This window comes from Nitrospirillum viridazoti CBAmc, from assembly GCF_000730165.1.
GTDB lineage: Bacteria > Pseudomonadota > Alphaproteobacteria > Azospirillales > Azospirillaceae > Nitrospirillum > Nitrospirillum viridazoti.
In genome coordinates, this window is record NZ_CP022111.1 from 56,483 (window position 1) to 79,935 (window position 23,453).

Here is a 23,453-nt window from a genome sequence, read left to right on the forward strand (position 1 = left end):
AGCCGTCGCTATTCCGCCCGATGTAAAGCCGTGGCACACTGCCACCACGCATCACGCCTTAGGAATTCCGGACCATGTCGTTCAAGAAGATGCCGTCGTTGACGGCCGCCACCCTACTGCTGGCCTTGGCCGTGGCACCCGCCGCCCCTCAGCCGGCCCGCGCCGCCGAGAGCCTGGCCTCCTGCCGGGCCATTGGTGACGCCACCCGCCGCCTGGCCTGCTATGATGCCCTGGCCGCCGCCGCGGCCAACGCCCCGGCCGCCCCCCCCGCCGCCACTGCCAACGCCGCACCGGCCACCCCCGCCGTGCCGGAGGACCCCACGGCCCGGTTCGGCAAGGAAAAACTGCCGCGGACGGAAGAGCAGCAGGCCAAAGACGACGCCGAGCAGGATGAGGAGATGCACTCCACCGTCGCCTCGGCGGTGGCCCTGCCCTATCGCCTGTTCGCGGTGACCCTGGCCAACGGACAAACCTGGGTCAGCAAGGAGGCACTGACCTTCGATCCCAAGCCGGGCGACGAGGTGCGCGTCATGCACGGCCTGTTCGGCAGCTACTCCATGGTGGTGGGCCGCAGCCGGCCGGCGAAGGCCACCCGCGTCAGTTGACCGTCCATCAGCACCGCCACAACCGGTCATTTCTGAAGGGCGGCCCACCCGGCCGCCCTTTTCGCAGGAAACCCGGCTGACACGAAGCCCGACTATTGATTCCAGGCGCGGCGCAGGGCCTGGCCGCAGGCCATGCTGGCCAGATAGGCCTTCGGCGCCATGACCTCGCGCGCGATCAGGCCATAGGTGCGGCGGTCGGCGCTGATCCAGGGATAGAAGCCCATCATGCCCGGGCTGCTGAAGGCGCCGTCGCCGCCGGGGCCATCCTCCACCCAATGGTTCAGGCTGTAATGCCAGGGCTGGGGCAAATCCGGCGCCTGCACGGCCGCGCAGTCCGGCCCCTGGGTACAGACGGGGTGGCTGCCAAGCAGGTCGTGGATGCGCAGATGGCCGGACACCACCTTGCGCAGGAAGGCGCCATAGGCGGCCGGGCTGGCCTTCAGCCCGCCGGACACACGGGGGGCGGCATAGTCCAGGTGCAGGTCCGGGCCCAATACCCGCCGCACCTCCGCCGCCAACCCGTAGCGATCCAAATCGCCCAGGCCCAGGGTGGTGGCCAGATGCTGGTCGTGGCCGCCGTTATAGCTGAACCGGCCCTGGTGCTCGGCATTCAGCAAGCCGTTGCCGCGCCGGTCCAGGCAGGCGGCTACGGTGTGGGCGGCGAAACAGGCCAGCGGGTTGAAGTTGTCATAGCCGGACCGCATCTCCAGCGCGTCCAGCTGATCCGGCGTCAACTGGCCGCCCACCCGCTCCACCACATAGGCGGCGAAGACCAGCTTGCTGGCGCTGGCCACCTGCAAAGGCTTGTTGGCGCTGTAGCGGTTGCCCCGGCTGCCGCTGGCCAGGGTCCCGCTGCCGTCGCCGATCTCCCAGTAAAAATCGCCCATTTCCCGGCACGCGGCGTCGGTGCTGGCCGCCGCCGCAACGGCCGCGCGGCGGCGGGCCAGGCCATGATGGGGATCGGCCTTCTGGTACGCCTGGATCTGCAGGGCATCCATCGGAATGGCATGGGCGACCTCCGGCGAGGCCGGCGATTGGGCGTGGGCGCCGGCGGCGGCCATCAAGGCGGCACCCGACAGGCCTGCCGCCAGGGCGGCTGCCCGCCATGTCACCGTCATTTCCAACACCCGCCGTTGCACACGCACGTCCGCCGACCACACCCATTGCCCAGAGCGCAGCCATGATATCAGTCGCCCCCGGTGGCGGGTATGGACGGGGCCGGTACTGTCGTCTTTGTCGCAGGCGCGCTATCCCGGCGATATGCATCTCATGCGCGTGTTGAACGGAAAATACATACGTATTAATTGTGGTGTCGCCTTCAATTTGGACGCTCCCCAGGGCGTCCTGCAATCAGCGGGAGTAAACGGGATGGCAACGACCTATGATGCGTGGCAGACCACCTTCTTCTTCAACAACATCGCCAATGACGCCAGTGGGCAGGACGTGACGGTGGACTTGGACAAGTCCCTGCCGAAAAGCGCCGCCCTGCAGGCGGGTGCCACGGCGGCGGCGGCACAGCTGACGGCCATCCTGACGGCCGGCGTCGACAAGGCGATCAAGGCCGCCGGATCGCAGCTGGGCGCCGACGACTGGACCGTGGTGTGGGGCCCCCAGGTCCTCTGCATCGATCCGGTCGCATTAAGCGTCCGTTGGGAGGCGTCGCCGCCCACCGCCCGCTTCAACGCCGCCAACGCCCTGTTCGTGGTCTATAGCCCCACGCTGGCCCGCTACGTCGTGGCCATCGCCGCCACCAACTTCAAATCCTTCTACGACTGGCTGAAGGAGGATTTCGCCGTGGCCACCGTGGTGGCGTGGGAGGGGGCTTTGCAGATGTGGAACGGCGGCACCAACGACACCCAGCCCAGTGACCAGATCCCCTGCATCTCCATGGCGACCTACACCGGCATCACAAACCTGCTCGGCATCGTCGACACCCAGATCACCCAGCAGACCTTGGTGACCTTCCTCAAGGGGTTGACCCCGCCGTCCGGCACCACGCTGACTTTCACCGGCCATTCGCTGGCGGGCGCCCTGTCGCCGACGCTGGCCATGGCCTGCTTCGACCCCACCGCCGGCCTGTTGCAGGGCAGTTCGTGGACGGCCGGCGACGCCATGATCTACGCCACCGCCGGCGCCACCCCGGGCAACGCCCCCTTCGCGGCGCTGGTCAACGGCACCGCCTGGGCGGGTAGCGACCAGACGGGCAGCCAGCCCTGGCAGATCTGGAACCACGACATGTACAACAACGTGGATGTGGTGCCCCACGCCTGGGGGTCCGCCATGCTGGACGCCATTCCCGGCTATTACGGCACCTATTATGGCCCGCTGACCACCGACCTCATCACCCACCTCATCTCGCACGCCCGCGCCTATGCCAAGAAGGGTGAGGCCGTGGCCGGCCCCTACACCCCCATCAACAACCAGGCGCTGAATCCCGAGGGGCAGTCCGCCGCCTTCGACGAATTCGTCTCCAGCTACAAGGTGTCCGAGGGTGGCGGCGAGGTGATCGAGTACTTGACCCCGGCCCAGGCCGCGGCGGTATCGCCCCCGCCCACGGACAAGACGCAGGTATCCTGGACCGAGCAGGTGCTGTTCCAGCACACCACGGCCTATGGCCAGTTGATTCTGCAGAACCCGCCCCAGCCGGTGAAGTCGGCATCTTAGGATTGAAGGCGCTTCAATAAGGAAGGCCGGCGTCCATCCGGGCGCCGGCCATTCCCTGCGGTCTTCGCCCTTTTGCTTGGGCGTTCCTCCCTCTCCCCGGGAACTCAGGAACCAGCCTCCATCAGCCGGTCATAGGCTGGCAGGGTCAGGAATTCGGCGAAGCGGTGCTGAAACACCAGGTCGGAGAACAGGCGGGCCGCCTCCTCATGGCGGCTGTGGGCCAGGGCCACCTCCCCCACGCGGCCGATCCAGGCGGCCAGTTCCTCCTTGATGACCCGCTCCACCAGGGCATGGTCGACGGTGCGGCCGTCGTCCAGTTGGGCGCCGTGGCGCAGCCACTGCCAGACCTGGGCGCGGCTGATCTCCGCCGTTGCGGCGTCCTCCATCAGGTTGAACAGGGGCACGCAACCCTGGCCGCGCAACCAGGCCTCGATATAGCCGATGCCCACCGCCACGTTCTGGCGCAGACCCGCCTCGGTGCGGGGGCCTTGGGGGACGGCCAGCAGATCCTCCGCCGTCACTCGCACGTCGTGGCAGGTGGCGTGGATTTGGTTGGGGGTGCGCATCAGGTCGTCGAACACCTCGCGCGCCACCGGCACCAGCGCCGGGTGGGCCACCCAGGTGCCGTCATGGCCATTGCGGGCCTCCCGCTCCTTGTCCGCTCGCACTTGGGCGAAGGCGCGGTCGTTGGCGACCGGGTCATCTTTCACCGGGATGTAGGCCGCCATGCCGCCGATGGCCGGGGCGCCGCGGCGGTGGCAAGTCTTCACTGCAAGGCGGGAGTAGGCGTTCAGAAAGGCCTTGTCCATGGTGACGGCCGCGCGGTCGGGCAGCAGGGCGTCGGGGTCGTTCCGGAACTTCTTGATGAAGCTGAAGATGTAGTCCCAGCGGCCGCAGTTCAGGCCGGCGGAATGGCAGCGCAGCTCATACAGGATCTCGTCCATCTCGAAGGCCGCCAGGATGCTTTCGATCAGCACCGTGGCCTTGATGGTGCCGGGGGGCAGGTCCAGGCATTCCTGGGCATGCAGAAAGACATCGTTCCACAGCCGCGCCTCGGCCCGGCCCTCGATCTTGGGCAGGTAGAAATAGGGGCCGCTGCCCCGGGCCAGCAGTTCGCGGGCGTTGTGGAAGAAATAGAGGCCGAAGTCGAACAGGGCGGCCGACACGGGCCGGCCGTCGATCAGCACGTGCTTTTCCTCCAGGTGCCAGCCGCGGGGGCGGACCATCAGCACGGCGACCTTGTCGTTCAGGGCATAGCTCTTGCCCGACACCGCGTCGGTATGGGTGATGGTGCGGCGGATGGCGTCGCGCAGGTTGACTTGGCCGTCCATGACGTTGGACCAGGTCGGGGCGTTGCTGTCCTCGAAATCGGCCATGAACACCTGCGCGCCTGAATTCAGCGCGTTGATGATCATCTTGCGCTCGACGGGGCCGGTGATCTCCACCCGGCGGTCGCGCAGGTCGGCCGGCTGCGGCTCGACCGTCCATTCCTCGTGCCGGGCATAGCCGCAGGCGGGGTTGAAGGCCGGCTTCTCGCCGGCGTCCAGACGGGCTTGGCGCTCCACCCGCTTTTCCAGCAGATAGCGCCGGCGCCAACCGAAGCGGCGTTCCAGGTCGGCCACGAAGGCCAGGGCGGCGGGGGTCAGGAGGACATCATAGCCGGGCTTGGACGCGGCGCGGATCTCGATACGGCCTACCGGGGCGTCCGGGGACAGGCGGGGGGCCGAGGGGGCGAGCAGAGCGTCAGGCATGATACCTCTCCCTTCAGATCAGGGGGCCCGTCGCGGATAGGCTCAGGCCCTCGGAGGCGGTGTAGGGGGCAGGGGTGCGGCGGCGGGACGCTCCAGCGTCGTTTAAACCCCGTCGCCGCACCCTTGCCAGGGCAGGGGATGGAATGGGCCATCCCTGCCGATCTCGTGGACGCGTTGGAATTTGGTGAAATCCGGAGGGGAAACCGGGCGGCGGCGGGACGCTCCAGCGTCGTTTATTCCCGCCGCCGCCCGAAGGGTGCTTCCAGGCGAACGGTGCGTCGGCCTTCCCTGGAGTCACCCCGTTCCGGGGACGAAGACGATCAGTGGAACTGGTCGGTCTCGGTCGAGTCCTTCATGGCGGTGGTGCTGCTGGTGCCGCCGGTGATGGCCATGGACACGGCGTCGAAGTAGCCGGTGCCCACCTCGCGCTGGTGCTTCACCGCGGTGAAGCCCTGCTCGACAGCGGCGAATTCCTTCTGCTGCAGCTCGGAGAAGGCGGCCATGCCGCGCTCCTTGTAGCCGCGCGCCAGCTCGAAGGTGGCGTAGTTCAGCGAGTGGAAGCCCGCCAGGGTGATGAACTGGAACTTGTAGCCCATGGCGCCCAGCTCCTGCTGGAAGCGGGCGATGGTCGCCTCGTCCAGGTTGGCGCGCCAGTTGAAGCTGGGCGAGCAGTTGTAGGCCAGCAGCTTGCCCGGGAACTGCTTGTGCACGGCCTCGGCGAAGCGGCGGGCGTCGTCCAGGTTGGGCTTGGACGTTTCCCACCACAGCAGGTCGGCATAGGGGGCGTAGGCCAGGCCGCGGGCGATGCAGTAATCGACGCCCATGCCCTTGCGGATGCGGAAGAAGCCTTCCGGCGTGCGGTCGTTGCGGTCAATGAAGGGATGGTCGCGCTCATCCACGTCGGACGTGATCAGCTGCGCGCTTTCCGCGTCCGTGCGGGCCACCACCAGGGTGCTGGTGCCGGAGACGTCGGCGCCCAGGCGGGCGGCGTTCAGGATGCGGATGAACTGCTGGATGGGGATCAGCACCTTGCCGCCCAGATGGCCGCACTTCTTTTCCGACGCCAGCTGGTCCTCGAAATGGACGGCGGCGGCACCGGCCTCGATCATGGACTTCATCAGCTCATGGGCGTTCAGCGGACCGCCGAAGCCGGCCTCGGCGTCGGCGACGATGGGCACCATCCAGTTGATGTCGTCCTTGCCCTCGGAATGGGAAATCTGGTCGGCGCGCAGCAGGGCGTTGTTGATGCGCTTCACGACGCTGGGGACCGAGTTGGCCGGGTACAGGCTCTGGTCCGGGTACATCTGGCCCGCCAGGTTGGCATCGGCCGCGACCTGCCAGCCGGACAGGTAGATCGCCTCCAGGCCGGCCTTGGCCATCTGCACCGCCTGATTGCCGGTGAAGGCGCCCAGGCTGTGGACGTAGGGGCGGGTATGCAGCAGTTCCCACAGGCGGCGGGCGCCCAGCTCGGCCAGGGTGTATTCGATCTTCACCGTGCCGGACAGGCGCTTCACGTCCTCCATGGTGTAGTCGCGCTTCACACCGTCGAAGCGGCGGGCATGCAGCGCCTTCAGGTCGGTGGGGGTGGGGCCTTGATCCAGCGGAGCCATGATCGCCTAATTCCTTTCATTCAAGACGTCGGACGGCCTTTTGAGCGGGGTTGGAACCATGATGGTTCCGGCCGACCTGATGATGTTCCCGTGACCGCCGGCGTTCGCCTGTTTCGCACTGCGTCCGGCGCGTTCACTGCACTGCATTAGACTTGGCGATTTGGTAAACCGGATCAATAAGTCTTTGATTGAAAAGTGGTAACGATGTAATCTCTTGTAATGTCGGTAAGTGAAAACTTGTAAAGTTTGTAAATTCACTTCCCCTTCCGGCGCAGTGCGGAAGGGGTGGGAACCAAGCGGCAGCGGGGCTAAGGCCCCGTGAAAACAGGCTGCCGGGGGACCGGATGGGAGGGAGTGGCGCGCGATGGCGGCGGAAAAGAAGGCGATGCTGGGCCACAAGGTGCGCCGCCTGCGTCGCGACCTGCACCTGACCCAGGCCCAGATGGCGGAGATGCTGGCCATCTCCCCCTCCTATCTGAACCTGATCGAGGGGAATCAGCGGCCGCTGACCGTGGCGCTGCTGCTGAAGATCGGCCAGACCTTCGACGTGGACCTCGCCACCTTCGCCGAGGATGACGAGGTGCGGCTGGTGGCGGGCCTGCGCGAGGTGTTCGCCGACCCGCTGTTTGATCATACCGACATCAAGAACCAGGACATGAAGGAATTGGCGGCGGTCGCCCCCGGCCTGGGCCAGGCGGTGGTCACCCTTTACCGCGCCTATCTTGAGGCGCGCGAGGACATCCAGGCGCTGGCGGAAAAGGTGGATGACCGCGACCGCCAGCACCCCCAGGCGGGCGCCCAGCAGTTCGCCCAGGATGAGGTGGGGGAGTTCTTCCAGGACCAGAACAACCATTTTCCCGAGCTGGAGCTGGCGGCGGAAACGCTGTGGTTCGACGGGGACCTGGACTCGGCCGACCTTTACGGTTCCCTCGCCCGCTTCGTGCAGAAGGCCCACGGCCTGACGGTCAAGCTGATGCCGGTGGAGGTGATGGGCGAGACGGTGCGCCGCTACGACCGCCATTCCCGCCGCGTGCTGATCTCGGAAATGCTGCCGCCGGCGGGGCGCACCTTCCAGTTGGCGGTGCAGGTGGCCCTGATGCGCCACCGCGACCTGCTGTCGGCCACGGTGGAAAAGGCCACCATGGCCAGCGAGGATTCGCGCCAGCTGGCCCGCATCGTCCTGGCCGGCTACTTCGCCGCCGCCGTCATGATGCCCTATGGCCGCTTCCTGGAGGCGGCCAAGTCCGCCCGCTATGACATCGAGGTGCTGATGCACCGCTTCGTCGCCAGCTTCGAGCAGGTCTGCCACCGGCTGACCACCCTGCAGCGGCCGGGGGCCAAGGGCGTCCCCTTCTTCCTGGTGCGGGTGGATCCGGCGGGCAACATCTCCAAGCGGTTCAGCGCCGTGCCCGGCTTCCACATGGCGCGCTTCGGCGGCGGCTGCCCGCGCTGGACCGTGCACCAGGCCTTCCGCAACCCGGGCCAGATCCTGACCCAGCTGATGCGCATGCCGGACGGCACCAGCTATTTCGCCATCGCCCGCACCCTCAGCAAGGCCGGCGGGTGGAAAAGCGTGCCGCGCCAGTTCGCCCTCAGCCTGGGGTGCGAGGCGACGCAGGCGCACCAGCTGATCTACGCCGACGGCATCGACCTGGCCGGCGCGCAGGCCACGCCGGTCGGCACCAACTGCCGCCTGTGCCCGCGCCTGGACTGCACGCAGCGGGCCTTCCCGCCCTTGAACCACCGCCTGGTGGTGGACGAGAACATTCGGGGCCTGTCCAGCTACATCGGGCCGCCCACCGGCTGATGGTCATATTAACGGCGGGCATCCATCCCATCCCCTTGCGTCCTTGCCGCCTAACGCCGTAGGCGCCAGGGTGTCGCCGGATCGTCGTGGGGGAATGCATCATGCGCAGGTTGGCGGTGGGTATGGCCTTGGGCGCCATCGCGGGCGTGTCGATGGCCGCGTTCGCCGATCCGGCGCCGGGCCTGAAGCCCATGGCTTTCCTGGCCGGCCACTGCTGGAAGGGGGAATTCCCCGGCGGCCAGCGCACCGATACCCACTGCTTCGCCTGGCTGTACGAAGGCAAGGCCCTACGCGACACCCACACGGTGCGCACGCCCGGCCAGCCGGACTATGTGGGCGAGACGACTTACTATTGGGACTCGGCGGCCAAGCGGGTGGAATACCTCTACATCGAGAACCAGGGCGGCATCAGCCACGGCACGGTGACGGCCGAGGGCGGCGCCCTGGTCTTTCCTGCCACCCAATATGTGGCGGAGGGCCAAGCCATGACCTACCGCGTGCGTTGGACCCCCCAGCGGACTCCAGAAGCCGGCCCCGACGGCCAGCCGGACTCGTACGAGGCGTGGAGCGAGGCCCAGACCAAGGACGGCTGGTCCACCATGTTCAAGCTGGCACTGAAGCGGCAGCCCTGACTTTGCCACCGCCGGATCAGTGGCTCTTGGGGGCCTCCAGCGCGCGGTCTGCCGCCGCCAGGGCGCCCTTGCCGGCCATGGTCAGGACGATGACGTAGTTTTGATAGTGGCGCAGCCGTTCGATCAGGCTCTGGCGCTGCGAGGGGCTCATCTGGGCGGGATCGGTGCCGAACAGGCGCATGTCCTGCCATTCCGCCAGCTGCGCCTTCTCCTGCTCCGTGAACAGGCGGAAGCCGGCATAGGCCTCGGCGTAGCGGCGCACCTCATCATAGGGCAGTTCGCCCAGGGCCTGGGTGGCGATGGCGGCGTCCCAGCTGGCACTGGACATCAGGTCCAGGCGGATGCCGGGGTACTTAAGCTCGGTGCCCGCGGTTCCCTTGCCCTGCTGCCAGGCGGTCAGCAGGGCGATGTCCTCCTCCGCCCGGCTGTTGTGCCCGGCGATCTCGGCCATGACCTCCTGCACCGCCTTGCGATTCTCAGCCAGCTCGGCATGGAAGCTTTCCACCGCCTGCCGCGCCAGCTCATGGCGGTGATAGGCCTCCACCGCCTGTTCCAGGCCCAGCGCGATCAGGATGCCGACGGTGACCACGCCGATATGGATGGCGAAGTCCTTCAGGGATTGGATGGGGCTTTCCGGGGCGTGGATTTCCATGGGCGTGTTTCGCGTCTGGTCAGGATGGGAATGGAAAATGGTCAGTTTAGGATTTTCTGCAGGAACACCAAATCCAGCCAGCGATCGAATTTGCGCCCCACTTGGGGCAGGCGCCCGGTCTCGCTGAAGCCATAGCGCTGGTGCAGGCGGATGCTGGTCAGGTTGCTGGCCTCTATCCCCGCGATCATGACATGCAGGCCCGCGGACGTCGCCCGCGCCAGCAGGGCGGACAGCAGGGCGGTACCGATGCCCCGGCCCCGCGCCGCCTCATCCACGTACAGCGAATTCTCCACCGTGTGCTGATAGCCGCTGCGGGCGCGGAATTCGCCATATGTGGCGAAACCCAGCACCTCGCCCGGCGGCGCGTCGGGGCCGGGTGTGGCCACCAGCACGGGCTGTCCCTTGGCTTGGCGGTCGGCCAGCCAGGCGGCACGCTCCGCCACCGTGGTGGGCTGCAGGCTCCATATCGCGGTGGTATGGACGATGGCCTCGTTCAGGATGGCCACGATTCGCGGCAGGTCGGCGGCGTTGGCGTCGCGGATGTGCACGAAGGGGGACTGCGCGGCGGACATGGGCGTCGGGGGGCCTCGGGTTCTCGCTTTGGTGGCACCGGTAAAACACATGAACATGGCCTCTTTGGCAATGGCCGTTGCCGGACCGGGGCCGGGCCGGATACGGTTGCGCCCAAGGGCCGCCGCCGGGAACGGGCGGCCCCACAAAGATGGGCGACAGGCAGAAAGGGCATGGGAATGAGGGGCTTGATGGGGACGTGCGCCGCGGTGGCGGCGCTGCTGGCGTCCACGGCGATGATGGTGGGGGCGCGGGCGGCCGAAGCGCCGCACGACACCGTGGTCTATGCCGGGGCGCTCATCGACGGCGTCACCTTCACCCCCCGCCGCCAGGTCACCATCGTGGTGCATGACGGCAAGGTCGCGGCGGTGGAATCCGGCTACGTCGCCCATCCCGGCGCCACGGTCGTCGACCTGAAGGACCAGACGGTGCTGCCGGGCCTGATCGACTGCCACGTCCACATCTCGTCCAAGCTGCCCAGCCAGGCCAACGCGGTGGAGGACATGATGACCCACACCGCCGTGGACGCGGTGCTGGACGGCGCCATCTTCGCCCGTGCCATGCTGCTGCAGGGCTTCACCAGCGCGCGCGACGTGGGCGGCGGGGACGACACGGTGTCGCTGCGCAACGCTATCAACGAGGGCAAGGTGCCGGGTCCGCGCCTGTGGGTGTCGCTGGAACCGCTGGGCCCTACCGGCGGCCATGGCGACCCATCCAACGGCTTTGATTCCCGCCTGCACCATCCCGACTGGCAGAACGGCATCGTCGACACGCCGGATATGGCCCGCCTGCGGGTGCGGGAGCATCACAAGCGCGGCGCTGACGTCATCAAGATCATGCCGTCGGGCGGCATCGCCAGCACCGGCGACGATCCCCGCGCCCAGCTGATGACGAATGAGGAGATCAAGGCCGCCATCGACACGGCCCACGCGTTGGGCATGAAGGTGGCGGCCCACACCTACCCGGCCCAGGCCATCATCAACACGGTGAACGCCGGTGTCGATTCCATCGAGCACGGTTCCTTCGCGGATGCCGACGCGGTGAAAGCCATGAAGGCCCACGGCACCTACCTGGTGCCGACGCTGACCGTCTACGACGTGTTCATGAAGGCGGCGCAGGAACATCCTGAGCTGCTGCCGCCCGGCACGGCGGAAAAGGAACTGGCCAACGACGCCATACCGAAACGCAACCTGCCCCTGGCCTACAAGGCGGGGGTGAAGATCGCCTACGGCACCGACATCGGCGAGGGCGACCACGCCCGCGAGTTCGCCCTGCTGGCCGAGGCGGGCGTGACCCCGGCCGACGCCCTGGCCTTCGCCACCCGCAACGCCGCCGACCTGATCGGTGCCACCGACCGCATCGGCACGGTGCAGCCGGGCCGCTACGCCGACCTGATCGCCGTGGCCGGCGACCCGCTGAGCCATCTGGAGTTGATGGAACAGGTGCGGTTTGTCATGAAGGGGGGCGTGGTCTACAAGGCCGACGGCCACCCCGTCCTGCTGCCCTGAGCGCAGGCGGAACCAGACGGCGATGGAGGAACAAGCGGTGACGGGACCTCGGGAGGGCGACATCAGTTTGGTGGAGCGCTGGCGCACCCGCATCCCCTCCTGGCGCGTCTTCCTGGAACGGGCGCAAATCGACCGGCGGCTGGCCATTTATGACCTGCTGCCCATGATCTGGACGCCTCGGGCGCGTGATGTCGCCGCCGCCGTCGTCGCCTTCTTCCAGCCCAAGTCGCCCTGGCCTCGGCCCACGAACCAGGCCCGGTCCTGGGCGCGCGACTTGGCCTGGCAGGGCCTGGTGCCCCTGCCGGCCCTGGATGGCGAGGTGGCGGCCGAGATCCGCGCCTATTTCCAGGGTGTGCGGTGCAGCGACCCCTTCCGGCCCCACCTGGGGGCCTTCCCCTGGGATCAGCCGGCCAGCGATGAGACCAACATGGGCTATTACGCGGTGCAGGACATCCTGGCCGCCCCCCATGTGCTGGCGCTGCTGAACGATCCCACCATCCTGGACGTGGCGGAACTGTACCTGGGCTGCAAGCCGGTGCTGGACAACATCGGCTGCTGGTGGTCCTACGGCGACCGTCCGGCGGCCAAGGGCACCCAGCGCTATCACCGCGACTGGGACTCGCTGAAGGGCTTCAAGCTGTTCTTCTACCTGACCGACGTGGGGGAGGAGGACGGCCCCCATGTCTTCGTGCGCGGCAGCCACCGGGACCCCCGCCTGGCAGTGGGCAAGGCCTTGTCGGACGAGGTGGTGCACCGTGTCTTCGGCGCCGACAAGGTGGCGACGGTGACCGGGCCGGCCGGCACCCGCTTCCTGGCCGATACCTTCGGCTTTCACAAGGGGCAGCTGCCCCGCGGCGGCCGCCGCCTGATCCTGACGGCCCAGTACAACGTCCACTCCTCCCCCCATACGCCGCGCCAGCCCTGGCTGCCCCGCGACAGCCATTTCGACCCGGACGTGAACCGGCGGGTGATGAAGCGGCGCTAGCGCTGCTGGAAGATGAAGGTGTTGCCGCTGGGATCGTCGATATAGACCTCGCGCGTGCCCCAGGGCTGATCCAGTGGCCCCTCATGCACCGGTGAATTCGCTCTCGTCGGTGCCACTAGGCCCCGCGCCGTGAAGGATGCGAACAGCCCGTCGACATCGTCGCACAGGACGATGGTCGACGCGCGCCCGTATCGCCCATCCGGGGTGAGGTTGAGGTGCAATTCGTCCGTGTCCCTGTTCAGAAGGGCGTAGAATGGCGCTTCTGCCGGGAAGCTCCGAACCAGGTTGAAGTCCAGCACCCGGGTGAGGAACGTCAGCGCTTCCGCCATGTCCCGCACGATAAGCACAGGGATAAGCATAGGCCCACCTCCCCGCCTGATTTCACCTCGGGCGAGCCTCGCACGGACAGTGGATGGGCGGCAAGCGCGTGGGGGTCCCATCCACCTGGGCAGGGAAGCCGTGTGCCAGGTGGATGGGGAAACGGACGGCGGGTGGGCTTACGCCCCGTGGCACTTCTTATACTTCTTGCCGCTGCCGCAGGGGCAGGGGTCGTTGCGGCCGACCTTGTCCGCCGTGCGCGGGCGCGGGCCCATGGCGCCGTCGACATAGTACCAGCGGCCGTCGCGCTTCTCGAAACGGCTGGTCTCGTGGTGCAGGTAGTCCTTGCCCTCGAAGTTGAAGCGGGCGACGAACTCCACCTTGCCGGTATCGTCCTCGGGGCCGCCGGCCTCGGTCCAGCGCACTTCCAGGCCCTGCCACTTGCTGTCGCGGGCCCATTGCTCGGTCTCTTCGCGGTTGAAGTCCTCCGCCGTCTCCGGCAGCAGGGTGCTCTGCAGGTAGTCGATGTTGTGCACGATGAAGGCGGAATAGCGCGAGCGCATCAGCGCCTCGGCCGTGGGCGGCAGGGCGGTGCCCGCGTGATAGGGGCCGCAGCAATCTTCATAGGCGCGGGCGCTGCCGCAATGGCACTGGCTCATCGTCGTGATGTCTCAAGGGCTGAAAGAAGGGGTAGCTGTGCTGCCAGATACCGCAAACCGCCGCCGGACACCAGTGCGCAGGCCGCACCGCCGCTTTCCCGCCACCGCTTTCTCGTCGCCGTTGATGGGCGACCATCAGCCGGAACCCTGCGCGCATGGGCGGCACGCCAGCCTTGCGGCGCCGGGGCCTTGCGGCGGCGGGGCCGAGCGCTCATTTGCTTGATGTAACAGGATGTGTGCCCGGGTCGCATGCCGGGGCCGACCACCGCCGATCCCAAGGCCGACCCCATCCTCGCCCGCCGCACGATCCCTTCAGGGAGTGCACGAACCATGTCCTTGCCTGGCAACACCGCGCTGACGACGGGGCCGTCCACGGCCCCGAAACGCCGCTGGCCCTTCTTGGCGTTGAAAGGCCTGGCGGCTGGCGCGGCGCTTCTGGCCCTGTCGGGCTGCGTGGCCGACGGCTACTACGCCACGCCGGCCTATTCGGGCCCCTACGCCTATTCCGCCTACCCTTACTACGACGGCTACGGTTATTACGGCGCCTATCCTTACTACGTCGGCATCGGCGGCTATTACCCATATTACGGCTGGGGCCATGGTTATTGGCATGGCCACTATGGGGGTTGGTCCGGCGGTCACTGGGGTGGCCATTGGGGGGGCGGCCACTGGGGCGGTGGTCATTGGGGCGGACACGGTGGCGGGTTCGTCCATCACTGAAGCCCTCCCCAGGCGGGAAGCATCGGCATGAGGCATTTGCGGGGCTTGCCAGGCGCCCGGTCCAGCGATGGGCCGGGCGTTTTGCTGCGCCCTCCGCGGCGGTTTTCCTGCGTCAGCGTGCCACGGCATGAACCCGATCATGCCCAGCAGCCGCCGTCTTGTTGTCGCATTTGGCTGCCAGATTTTTCCCATGCCGATAGCCCAACGGGACACGCCCAGGGCGCGGCCCGATAGTCCGGAGATACATCATGTCTGATCGATCCCGTTCCATTCTGACCCGGCTGGTCCTGGCCGGGATGGTGCTGGCCGGACTGTCCGGCTGCGTGATTGAGGAACGTCCTTATCACCACCACTATTGGCATCACGATTATTACGACCACTATTAAGCCAATCGGGCGCCGACGTCGGGCGCCGGAGACGATCGCGAAAGGCCGGAGGCGCCGGGAGACCGGAGCCTCCGGCCTTATATTTTGGGAAATGGCTATCTTGGGAAATGGCGGTGACGCCGCCGCCCATCGCCCGGCGCGGGGCTGATCCGCACAAAGGCCGGATTGGTTAGCGCCCCGGCTGTGGCCATCATTGTTGCACATGCTCAATGGCGTGGTTGGGGGCGGGCGCACCGCTCAAGGAGTTGAAGGTGGCGGTGGAACAGGTGGCCTCGGGATCGGCGATCGCCGGCGGCGCGTCGATGGGGGTCTCCGCGGTCGCGGGGGCTGTGGATGCGGGCAAGCGCCGGGGCGCCGGGTTGCTGACCCAGCGTGGCGTGGGTTTTGTCGCCATGCTGGCCATGCTGATGTCCTTCGGCTCCATGTCGGTCGACATGTACCTGCCGGCCATGCCGCAGATCGCCCGGGACCTGGGGGTCACCCAGGCCGGGGTTGAATCGTCGCTGACCGCCTTCTTCCTGGCCTTCGGCCTGTGTCAGCTGTTCTGGGGGCCTATGGGCGACCGCTTCGGCCGCCGCGGGCCCATCCTGGTGGGGATCCTGCTGTATCTGGCGGGCAGCGCCGGCTGCGCCGCCGCGCAGAACATCGCCACCCTCAGCCTGTGCCGCGCCATCCAGGCGGCGGGCGCCGGCGCCGCGCCGGTTCTGGCCCGCGCCATGGTGCGCGACGTGTTCGACCGCGACCGCGCCGCCAGCGTCTTCTCCATGATGATGCTGGTCATGGGCATCGCCCCCATGGCCGCCCCGCTGCTGGGCGGCCAGGTGCTGGCCTATCTGGACTGGCGCGCCATCTTCTGGGTGCAGGCGGGCTTCGGCCTGGTGGCCATGGTCGGCCTGATCAGCCAGCCGGAAACCCTGAACCCGGCCTTGCGGGCGCGGTCCAACGGGCTGGCCCAGCTGCGTAGCTATGGCCAGTTGATGATCAGCGGCCGTTTCCTGGGCTACGCCCTGACGTCCGCGATGATCTATGGCGGCATGTTCGCCTATATCGCCGGCACACCCTTCGTGTACATCGACTATTTCCATGTGCCCGCTCGCCTGTATGGTCTGCTGTTCGGCCTCAACATCGTCGGCATGATCATCGTCAATATGATCAACAGCCGGCTGGTGCTGCGCCTGGGCACGGATCGCCTGCTGGCCTGGGGGGCCGCCTGCATCGCCCTGTTCGGCATTGGGCTGGCTGCCGTTGGGTGGTTCGAGGCCAGCTGGAGCGGCGCGGCCGGCCTGTGGGGCATCGTCGCCGGGCTGTTCCTGTTCATGGCCTTCACCGGCCTGATCGGCGCCAATGCCACGGCGGGCGCCTTGGCCTCCTACCCCCACATGGCGGGCACAGCCTCGGCCCTCATGGGCTCAACCCAGTTCGTCACCGGCGCCGTGGTCGGCACCCTGGTGGGCTGGCTGGCTGACGGCACGCCCTGGCCCATGGCCGCCATCATCGGCGGCGTGGGTGTGCTGGGTTTCATCTTCAACCGCCTGCTGATCCGCTGAATGCAACAGTGGCATGCGCCACTATTGTGCGCCCGCGTTAATCCATGTGCGCCGCGTCACTGAGACGCGGCCGGGGTTTGCCTTAAACAACGGCACGATTGCACCGGATCGGGTGCGCCGGGCAGGGGCGGGGGGCCAACCCGATCGGCCTGGCGCACGCCGCTTCCCTCTGACACGCGTCCTGTCTGCCCAGCCCCTGCGCCGTTCCCGCGCGCGAGGGGCACGAAACCGTTTTGCCGGATCGAAGGTTTCCACGATGTCCACGTCGCGTACCCTTGCTTCCACCTCCTGGTTCCGCCGCCTCGCCACCCGCCGCCTGGCCGTCGCCTTCCTGCCGCTGATGCTGGCGGCCTGCGCGCTGGACGGGGAGACGCCGGCCGACCCGGCCAAGTCCCTGGTGATGCCGTCCCACTGGGATGCCACCTCCACCCAGGGCGGTGCGAAGGACGGCACCACCCAGACGGTTGCCGTCACCACCGATGCCGCCGCCTGGCCGACGACCGATTGGTGGTCGGGCTTCAACTCGCCGGAACTGACCCAGCTGCTGGCCCAGGCCCGCGCCGACAATCCCGACCTGGGCGCCGCTGCGGCCCGCATCGCCCAGGCCGAGGCCCAGGCCGAAATCTCCGGCGCCTCGCTGTGGCCCAGCGTGCAGCTGGGGCTGAGCAGCACCCGCTCCGGCAGCCGCAACATCAAGGGCTCGGCCGCCGCCGGCCTGAACGGCGCCGTGCCGCTGAACGACTATGCCGGCAATGTGCACCAGGCCTCGCTGTCCGCCAGCTATGAGATCGACTTCTGGGGCAAGAACCGCGCCACCCGCGACAGCGCCCAGTTCAGCCTGGATGCCAGCCGCTTCGACAGCGAGACGGTGGCCCTGTCGCTCAGCAGCAACGTGGCCGCGACCTACTTCCAGATCCTGGCGATCCGCGACCGCCTGGCGGTGGCGCGCGGCAACCTGGAAAACGCCGAGCATGTGCTGTCCCTGATCGACGCCCGCGTGCAGGCCGGCGCCGACAGCCAGCTGGATCTGGTGCAGCAGCGCTCCATCGTCGCCACCCAGCGCGCCGCCGTCCCGGCTCTGGAGCAGCAGGAACGCACCCAGCTGAACGCCCTGGCCATCCTGCTGGGCCGCGCGCCTGAGGGCTTCACCGTGCAGGCCAAGGGCTTGGCCGACGTGCAGCCGCCGGCGCTGGGCACCGGCGTACCGGCCGAGCTGCTGACCCGCCGCCCCGACATCCGTTTTGCCGAGGCGCAGCTGGCCGCCGCCGGTGCCGACATCAAGGTGGCGCGCACCCAGATGCTGCCGTCCGTCACCCTGAACGCCAGCACGGGCGTCGAGGCGGCGACCCTGGCCCACCTGGTGAACGCCCCCACCCTGCTGTTCAGCCTGGGCGGCGAGATCGCGCAGAGCCTGTTCTCCGGCGGCCGTCTGGAGGGCCAGGTGCACCAGGCCGAGGGCCGGCACCGGGAGCTGGCGGAGGATTACCGCAAGGCCGCGCTGTCCGCGCTGTCCGACGTGGAAAGCGCTGTCTACTCCATCGACCGTTATCAGGACCAGTACGGCCTGCAGAAGGACGCCGTGGCCCAGAGCCAGCGGGCCTTTGAACTGGCCGAGGATCGCTACCGCGGTGGCCTGACCGACCTGCAGACCCTGCTGGACACCCAGCGCACCCTGCTGTCCACCCAGGACACCCTGGCCCAGGTGAAGCTGTCGCGGGTGCAGGCCAGCGTCAGCCTGTTCAAGGCGCTGGGCGGCGGCTGGCAGGACGACGGCAGCAGCTTCCTGTCGCAGGCCAAGGCCGCGCGCTGATCCCAGCTCGCTTGATATGAAGGAAAACCCGCCCCGGCGCCGGCCAGGGCGGGTTTTCTATTACCTACGCCTGGCTTCCTTTCATGGCGGCGCCGACGTAGTCCCACAGGCCTTGGTCGAAGGGCAGGCCCTGGCCTTGCGGGTCGCGGTCCAGCGCCTTCTGCCACAGGCCGGCGGTGCGCTGCGCCACCGCCCCGTCGCCCTGGGTGAAGGCGGTGACCAGGCCTTGCCAGCGCCGGGCGGCCTCCCGGGCGCGGGGGTCGCTGGCCGGCACGCCGGCTTGGCGCAGGCCCTGGATGTCGGCGATCAATTGCGTCCAGGCGCGGGCGCCCTCGGCCGCCGCCCCCTCACCGCCCCGGGGCGTCATCAGGGTAGCGCGCTCCTCGGCCGTATAGTCCTCGGCCAGGACGGTGCGCAGGGTTTCAGGCAGGGTGTTCATGTCCAATCTCCGGATCAAGGTGCACAGGTCATCGACGGAGATCGGGGTGGTGCCGGGGCGGGACATGTCCGTGCGGGCCAGGGTCTGTTCCACCAGATCCAAACCGGCCTGGGCCGCCGCCAGCCGCCCGCGCCAGAGGGCGGCCTGCACCTCCAGCACGCGCCGTAGCGACGGGGTGTCGCCGGCCAGGACCCGGGCGATTTCGGTCAGCGACAGGCCCACGGACTTCAGCGCCTGGATAATGCCCAGGCGCTGGAACTCCCGCGGGCCATACAGCCGCCAGCCCTTGTCGGTGCGTGGCGGGTCCAGCAGTCCCCGCGCTTCATAGACCCGCAGCGCCCGGACGGTCAGCCCGGTGCGCGCGGCGGCTTCCGCCGCCGTCAGCACCGGTTCCGCCATCCGCTTCCTGGCCATGCCGTCCACCCTTGTCCGCACCATCTTGTCCCCGATCATCGTCGATAAGGGACGGTGCGGGTATGACCCAGGGTCCGGCTCAAGAGGTTTTTTGTCCCATCAAAGGCGCGGATGCGCCCGCCGGCGTTCGAGGAAAAACTTAAAGATAATCCACGGTCAACGGCGCGTGGTCGCTGAAGCGCTGGTCTTTGTAGATGGCGGCCCGTTGCGCGGTGGCGGCCACGCCCGGCGTGGCGATCTGGTAGTCGATGCGCCAGCCCACGTTCTTGGCCCAGGCCTGGCCCCGGTTGGACCACCACGTGTAGCCTTCCTCGCCCACCTCGGGGTACAGGCGGCGATAGACGTCGACCCAACCCTGTTCGTCGAACAGGCGGGACAGCCAGGCGCGCTCCTCCGGCAGGAAGCCGGAGTTCTTCAGGTTGCCCTTCCAGTTCTTCAGGTCGATCTCCTTGTGGGCGATGTTCCAGTCGCCGCAGAGGATGACCTGGCGGCCGGCCTGGGCCAGGGCCGCCATATGGGGCAGGAAGCGGTCCATGAAGGCGAACTTGGCGGCCTGGCGATGCTCCCCGCTGGAGCCGGAGGGCAAGTAGACCGAGACGACCGACAGGTCGCCGAACACCGCCTCGACATAGCGGCCCTCGGCGTCGATGTCCTCATGCCCCAGGCCCATGATCACCTGGTCGGGCGCCTTGCGGCTGTAGACGCCGACACCGCTATAGCCCTTCTTCTCCGCGTATTGGAAATAGCCGTGATAGGCGGCGCCGGCGGCGTCGCTGGGTGCCAGCATCAGGGGCGTCATATCCTCGGCCTGGGCCTTCAGCTCCTGCACGCACACGACGTCGGCGTCCTGGGCCGCCATCCATTCGAAGAAGCCCTTGGTGGTGGCGGAGCGGATGCCGTTCAGGTTGGCGGAGATGATGCGCATGCTGGGGCTTTCGTCAGGCAAAGAAAGAGGGGGCCGGTCAGGGCCCCCTCTCGGTAAACAAATCCGGCAGGTTCAGCAACAGCGGCCGACCTTGCCGCTGTAGCGCGCCTCCTGCCGTTCGCGGAAGAACTCCTCCCGCGACATGATGGGCTGGTCAGGATGGTTGAGGCGCCGGTGTTCGACATAGCTGTCATAGTCCGGCAGCCCCACCATCAGGTTGGCCATGCGGGCCACCAGCTTGGCGAAGGGAAGGGCTTGCGCCTGCGCCGACATCAATCGTCCCCGGCGGCGACGGCGGCCCCGCCCCCGAGGGAGACGGCACCGACCTCGTGCGCCGTGGCGCGCGGGTTGGCCAGGGCCTTGCGGATGTTCAGGATGCCGAACACCAGCATGGACACGACCACGGCCATGAACAGGCCGCACAGGGTGGCGTCGACATAGTCGTTGGTGATGACCCGGGCCATGGCCTCCGTCGTCTTGGCCGGGGCCAGCACCTTGCCGTCGGCCAGCGCGGTGGAGAACTTCCGAGCGTGCGCCAGGAAGCCCACGGCCGGGTTGTCATCGAACAGTTTCTGCCAGCCGGCGGTCAGCGTGCAGATGGCCAGCCATACGGTGGGTAGGATGGTGACCCAGGCGAACTTCTCCCGCTTCATCTTGAATAGGATGACGGTACCCAGCATCAGGGCGATGGCTGCCAGCATCTGGTTGGAGATGCCGAACAACGGCCACAGCGTGTTGATGCCGCCCAGCGGGTCGACCACGCCCTGGTACAGGAAATAGCCCCAGCCGGCGACGGCGATGGCCGTGGCCAGCAGGTTGGCGCCCCAGCTCTGGGTCACGCGCAGGGCCGGCACCGCCGTGCCCAGTAGGTCCTGGATCATGAAGCGGGCGACGCGGGTGCCGGCGTCGACCGTGGTCAGGATGAACAGGGCCTCGAACAGGATGGCGAAATGGTACCAGAAGGCGGTCATGGACTGGCCGCCCACCAGGTTGGACAGGATGGTCGACATGCCCACGGCCAGGGTGGGGGCGCCGCCCGCGCGGCTGAGGATGGTCGCCTCGCCCACGTTCTTGGCCACCTGGGCCAGCTCGTCGGGCGTGATGGCGAAGCCCCAGTTGCCCACCACCTGGGCCGCCTGGTCCACCGTGGTGCCGATGACGCCGGCCGGCGTGTTCATGGCGAAATAGACGCCGGGGTGCAGCACGCAGGCCGAGATCAGGGCCATGATGGCGACGAAGCTTTCGGCCAGCATGGCGCCATAGCCGATCATGCGGGCCTGGGCCTCCGTCTCCAGCATCTTAGGCGTGGTGCCCGAGGAGATCAGGGCGTGGAAGCCCGAGACCGAGCCGCAGGCGATGGTGATGAACAGGAAGGGGAACAGCTGGCCGGAGAAGACCGGGCCGCTGCCATCGACGAAGCGGCTGACCGCTGGCATGTGCAGCTCGGGCATGACGATCAGGATGCCGACCGCCAGCGCGATGATGGTGCCGATCTTCAGGAAGGTCGACAGGTAGTCGCGCGGCGCCAGCAGCAGCCACACCGGCAGAACCGAGGCGATGAAGCCGTAGGCGATCAGCATCAGGGCCAGCGTCTCACCCTTGAAGGTGAAGGCGGCGGCCCAGGCGGGATCCTCCGCCACCCATTGACCACCCATGATGCCCAGCAGCAGCAGGACCAGGCCGATGGCCGACATCTCGCCCACGCGGCCGGGGCGGATGAAGCGGCCGTAGATGCCCATCAGCACGGCAATGGGCATGGTGGCGAAAACGGTGAAGGTGCCCCAGGGGCTGCCGGCCAGGGCCTTGACCACGATCAGCGCCAGCACGGCCAGCAGGATGATCATGATGAGCAGCACGCCAAACAGGGCGATGACGCCCGGCACCGTGCCCATCTCGGACTTGATCATGTCGCCCAGCGACCGGCCGTCGCGGCGGGTGGAGGCGAACAGGATGATGAAGTCCTGAACGGCGCCGGCGAACACCACGCCGATCAGGATCCACAACGTGCCGGGCAGATAGCCCATCTGCGCCGCCAGCACGGGACCCACCAGGGGGCCGGCGCCGGCGATGGCGGCGAAGTGGTGGCCGAACAGCACCCACTTGTCCGTGGGCACGTAATCCAGGCCGTCATTGTGGCGCACGGCCGGGGTCGGGCGCCTGCCGTCCAGCTTCAGGGCGGTGTTGGCGATGTACAGGCTGTAGAAGCGATAGGCGATGGTGTAGGTGCACAGGGCCGCCACAACCACCCAAAGCGCGTTGACGGTTTCGCCGCGCGACAGCGCGACGACACCCAGCGATGCGGCGCCGACGAGCGCCACAATCAGCCAGACGAGCCGTCCGGCGATTCCGTTCATTCCGTTTCCTCCCAAGAAATCCCGCGCCCCAGCCCCGGCCGCAGGGGGTACCTCGAATTCTCTTCACCCTCGGGCTGTCCGCCGGGTCTACGGCGATGGTCCGGGGCTGGCGTTGTCATTGCCGCGCCAGGGCTGATCGCGTTGATATTACAGGATCGTTTACCGCTTGGACAGGGGCGGCGCCCGCCTCCGCCAGGGGCGATGCCAAGGGTTCGGTGTGCGGTGCGGTAAAGGAATTATTCATAGTTTTGCGCGATAACAGGGGTGCAACTTGGTTGCGTTTTCCTCCCTTCTGAAAACTCAGCCCCGGCGCCTTCTGGCAGCCGGGGCTTTTTATTGCCCGCACCGCAGCGTCTTTTTGCTGCGACCGCAAAACGGCGACGACCCCGCCCGGGTGATCCAGGCGGGGCCGTCCAGGCGGGGCCGTAATGTCAGCCGAACCGGTGCGGTTGCGGGGCGGGATCAGCGGCCCTGGATGGTGATGGTGAGGGTGTCGGTGTAGCTGCCGGCGATGGCCTGGGCGTTGGCGGGGACGGTGACGGCGACGGTGGCGGTCTTGTTGAACTGGGCGGAAGAGCGGACGACGTTGACGCTGCTGCCGCTGGACTGGCCGTCGTAGATGGGGGTGTAGCTGACGGGCTGGGCGCCGGTGGCGTTGGACTTCAGGGTGCCGCCGTTGGCGGACTGGACGCTGATCTGGTAGCCGGCGCCGTCGTTGCAGGTCTCGACGACGCTGCCGACGGTGACGGCGTTGGAACCGGTCAGGATGTTCAGCTGGGCACCGGCATCGGTGACGCTGACGGTGCAGGTCTGGGCGACGGTGCTGTTCAGCTGGATGGTGCCGGAGGCGGCGGCCGTGGCGGCGAAGGCGGGGGTGGCGGCCAGGGAGACGGCGGCGATCAGGGCGGCGGCGGCGAAGCGGATCATGACAAGGGTTCCTATCGGTTCGGCTGGGCTTGTTGCCCGATTGCTTTGATGTGAGATGTAAAAGCAATCGCGATGCCAGAACCGGGACCAAGTCGGCATTAATCCATTAACACATTGATATCATTAATTTATCTGATTTAACGCCGCGCAGCGTGCCCAGGCATGCCGGC

Annotated in this window: 22 protein-coding genes; 10 read left to right on the forward strand and 12 right to left on the reverse strand. The window is 67.7% G+C overall.

The window, feature by feature from the left end; translation table 11 throughout:
• Nucleotides 1-74: 74 nt before the first annotated feature.
• Entirely contained in the window at nt 75-605 is a 531-nt protein-coding gene (locus tag Y958_RS13765; protein WP_088872690.1) for a hypothetical protein, read from the forward strand.
• A gap of 92 nt (nt 606-697) precedes the next feature.
• On the opposite strand, the gene Y958_RS13770 is transcribed toward Y958_RS13765, so the two are convergent.
• Entirely contained in the window at nt 698-1,723 is a 1,026-nt protein-coding gene (locus Y958_RS13770; RefSeq protein ID WP_211098648.1) for a hypothetical protein, read from the reverse strand.
• Nucleotides 1,724-1,973: 250 nt separating this feature from the next.
• On the opposite strand from Y958_RS13770, the gene Y958_RS13775 reads away from it, so the two are divergent.
• The gene (locus Y958_RS13775; RefSeq protein ID WP_088872691.1) at nt 1,974-3,269 is read left to right on the forward strand and encodes a hypothetical protein; all 1,296 of its coding nucleotides are present in this window, start codon (nt 1,974-1,976) and stop codon (nt 3,267-3,269) included.
• 104 nt (nt 3,270-3,373) lie between these two features.
• Here the strand turns inward: Y958_RS13775 and aceB are convergent, their stop codons facing one another.
• Complete coding sequence (gene aceB / locus Y958_RS13780; RefSeq protein ID WP_088872692.1) at nt 3,374-5,020, reverse strand: malate synthase A; 1,647 nt, start codon at nt 5,018-5,020, stop codon at nt 3,374-3,376.
• Between the two features lie 320 nt (nt 5,021-5,340).
• Nucleotides 5,341-6,630, reverse strand: coding sequence for an isocitrate lyase (aceA, locus tag Y958_RS13785; protein WP_050898022.1), 1,290 nt, complete (start codon nt 6,628-6,630; stop codon nt 5,341-5,343).
• A gap of 364 nt (nt 6,631-6,994) precedes the next feature.
• Between aceA and Y958_RS13790 the strand changes: the two genes are divergently transcribed.
• Nucleotides 6,995-8,437 (forward strand): helix-turn-helix domain-containing protein, encoded by a 1,443-nt coding sequence (locus Y958_RS13790; protein WP_004272026.1) that lies wholly within the window; start codon nt 6,995-6,997, stop codon nt 8,435-8,437.
• Between the two features lie 101 nt (nt 8,438-8,538).
• Entirely contained in the window at nt 8,539-9,069 is a 531-nt protein-coding gene (locus Y958_RS13795; RefSeq protein WP_088872693.1) for a hypothetical protein, read from the forward strand.
• 16 nt (nt 9,070-9,085) lie between these two features.
• On the opposite strand, the gene Y958_RS32370 is transcribed toward Y958_RS13795, so the two are convergent.
• A complete protein-coding gene (locus tag Y958_RS32370) occupies nt 9,086-9,721 on the reverse strand; it encodes a hypothetical protein (RefSeq protein ID WP_088872694.1) in 636 nt (211 codons plus the stop codon).
• Nucleotides 9,722-9,762: 41 nt separating this feature from the next.
• Complete coding sequence (locus tag Y958_RS13805) at nt 9,763-10,293, reverse strand: GNAT family N-acetyltransferase (RefSeq protein WP_145727637.1); 531 nt, start codon at nt 10,291-10,293, stop codon at nt 9,763-9,765.
• 189 nt (nt 10,294-10,482) lie between these two features.
• On the opposite strand from Y958_RS13805, the gene Y958_RS13810 reads away from it, so the two are divergent.
• Together Y958_RS13810 and Y958_RS13815 are read left to right on the forward strand one after the other, a co-directional pair.
• Nucleotides 10,483-11,799, forward strand: coding sequence for a metal-dependent hydrolase family protein (locus Y958_RS13810; protein ID WP_088872695.1), 1,317 nt, complete (start codon nt 10,483-10,485; stop codon nt 11,797-11,799).
• Nucleotides 11,800-11,836: 37 nt separating this feature from the next.
• On the forward strand, nt 11,837-12,784 hold the full coding sequence (locus Y958_RS13815) for a phytanoyl-CoA dioxygenase family protein (protein WP_145727636.1): 948 nt from the start codon (nt 11,837-11,839) through the stop codon (nt 12,782-12,784).
• On the opposite strand, the gene Y958_RS13820 is transcribed toward Y958_RS13815, so the two are convergent.
• On the reverse strand, nt 12,781-13,143 hold the full coding sequence (locus Y958_RS13820; protein WP_088872697.1) for a VOC family protein: 363 nt from the start codon (nt 13,141-13,143) through the stop codon (nt 12,781-12,783). The two genes, Y958_RS13815 and Y958_RS13820, sit on opposite strands and share 4 nt — an antisense overlap.
• Nucleotides 13,144-13,281: 138 nt before the next feature.
• Nucleotides 13,282-13,761 carry a YchJ family protein gene (locus Y958_RS13825; RefSeq protein WP_040843960.1) on the reverse strand — a complete coding sequence of 160 codons (480 nt, stop codon included), beginning with the start codon at nt 13,759-13,761 and terminating at the stop codon, nt 13,282-13,284.
• A 330-nt stretch (nt 13,762-14,091) separates the two neighbouring features.
• Between Y958_RS13825 and Y958_RS13830 the strand changes: the two genes are divergently transcribed.
• The 4 genes from Y958_RS13830 to Y958_RS13840 all read left to right on the forward strand — a co-directional run bounded on the left by Y958_RS13830 (nt 14,092) and on the right by Y958_RS13840 (nt 18,224).
• Complete coding sequence (locus Y958_RS13830) at nt 14,092-14,481, forward strand: hypothetical protein (RefSeq protein WP_211098649.1); 390 nt, start codon at nt 14,092-14,094, stop codon at nt 14,479-14,481.
• 248 nt (nt 14,482-14,729) lie between these two features.
• On the forward strand, nt 14,730-14,867 hold the full coding sequence (locus Y958_RS31990; protein WP_157999424.1) for a hypothetical protein: 138 nt from the start codon (nt 14,730-14,732) through the stop codon (nt 14,865-14,867).
• A gap of 251 nt (nt 14,868-15,118) precedes the next feature.
• A complete protein-coding gene (locus Y958_RS13835; protein ID WP_244909508.1) occupies nt 15,119-16,414 on the forward strand; it encodes a Bcr/CflA family multidrug efflux MFS transporter in 1,296 nt (431 codons plus the stop codon).
• Nucleotides 16,415-16,670: 256 nt separating this feature from the next.
• Entirely contained in the window at nt 16,671-18,224 is a 1,554-nt protein-coding gene (locus Y958_RS13840; RefSeq protein ID WP_050898510.1) for an efflux transporter outer membrane subunit, read from the forward strand.
• A 64-nt stretch (nt 18,225-18,288) separates the two neighbouring features.
• Here the strand turns inward: Y958_RS13840 and Y958_RS13845 are convergent, their stop codons facing one another.
• From Y958_RS13845 to Y958_RS13865, 5 genes are all read right to left on the reverse strand, one after another.
• Entirely contained in the window at nt 18,289-19,077 is a 789-nt protein-coding gene (locus Y958_RS13845) for a MerR family transcriptional regulator (protein WP_145727634.1), read from the reverse strand.
• A gap of 139 nt (nt 19,078-19,216) precedes the next feature.
• Nucleotides 19,217-20,002, reverse strand: a complete 786-nt coding sequence (locus Y958_RS13850) for an exodeoxyribonuclease III (RefSeq protein ID WP_088872699.1) — start codon at nt 20,000-20,002, stop codon at nt 19,217-19,219.
• Between the two features lie 72 nt (nt 20,003-20,074).
• On the reverse strand, nt 20,075-20,275 hold the full coding sequence (locus Y958_RS13855; protein ID WP_040845606.1) for a YbdD/YjiX family protein: 201 nt from the start codon (nt 20,273-20,275) through the stop codon (nt 20,075-20,077).
• Complete coding sequence (locus tag Y958_RS13860) at nt 20,275-22,356, reverse strand: carbon starvation CstA family protein (protein ID WP_088872700.1); 2,082 nt, start codon at nt 22,354-22,356, stop codon at nt 20,275-20,277. The genes Y958_RS13855 and Y958_RS13860 overlap by 1 nt, the downstream gene beginning before the upstream one ends.
• Nucleotides 22,357-22,818: 462 nt before the next feature.
• On the reverse strand, nt 22,819-23,283 hold the full coding sequence (locus Y958_RS13865) for a spore coat protein U domain-containing protein (RefSeq protein ID WP_088870703.1): 465 nt from the start codon (nt 23,281-23,283) through the stop codon (nt 22,819-22,821).
• Nucleotides 23,284-23,453 lie beyond the last annotated feature (170 nt).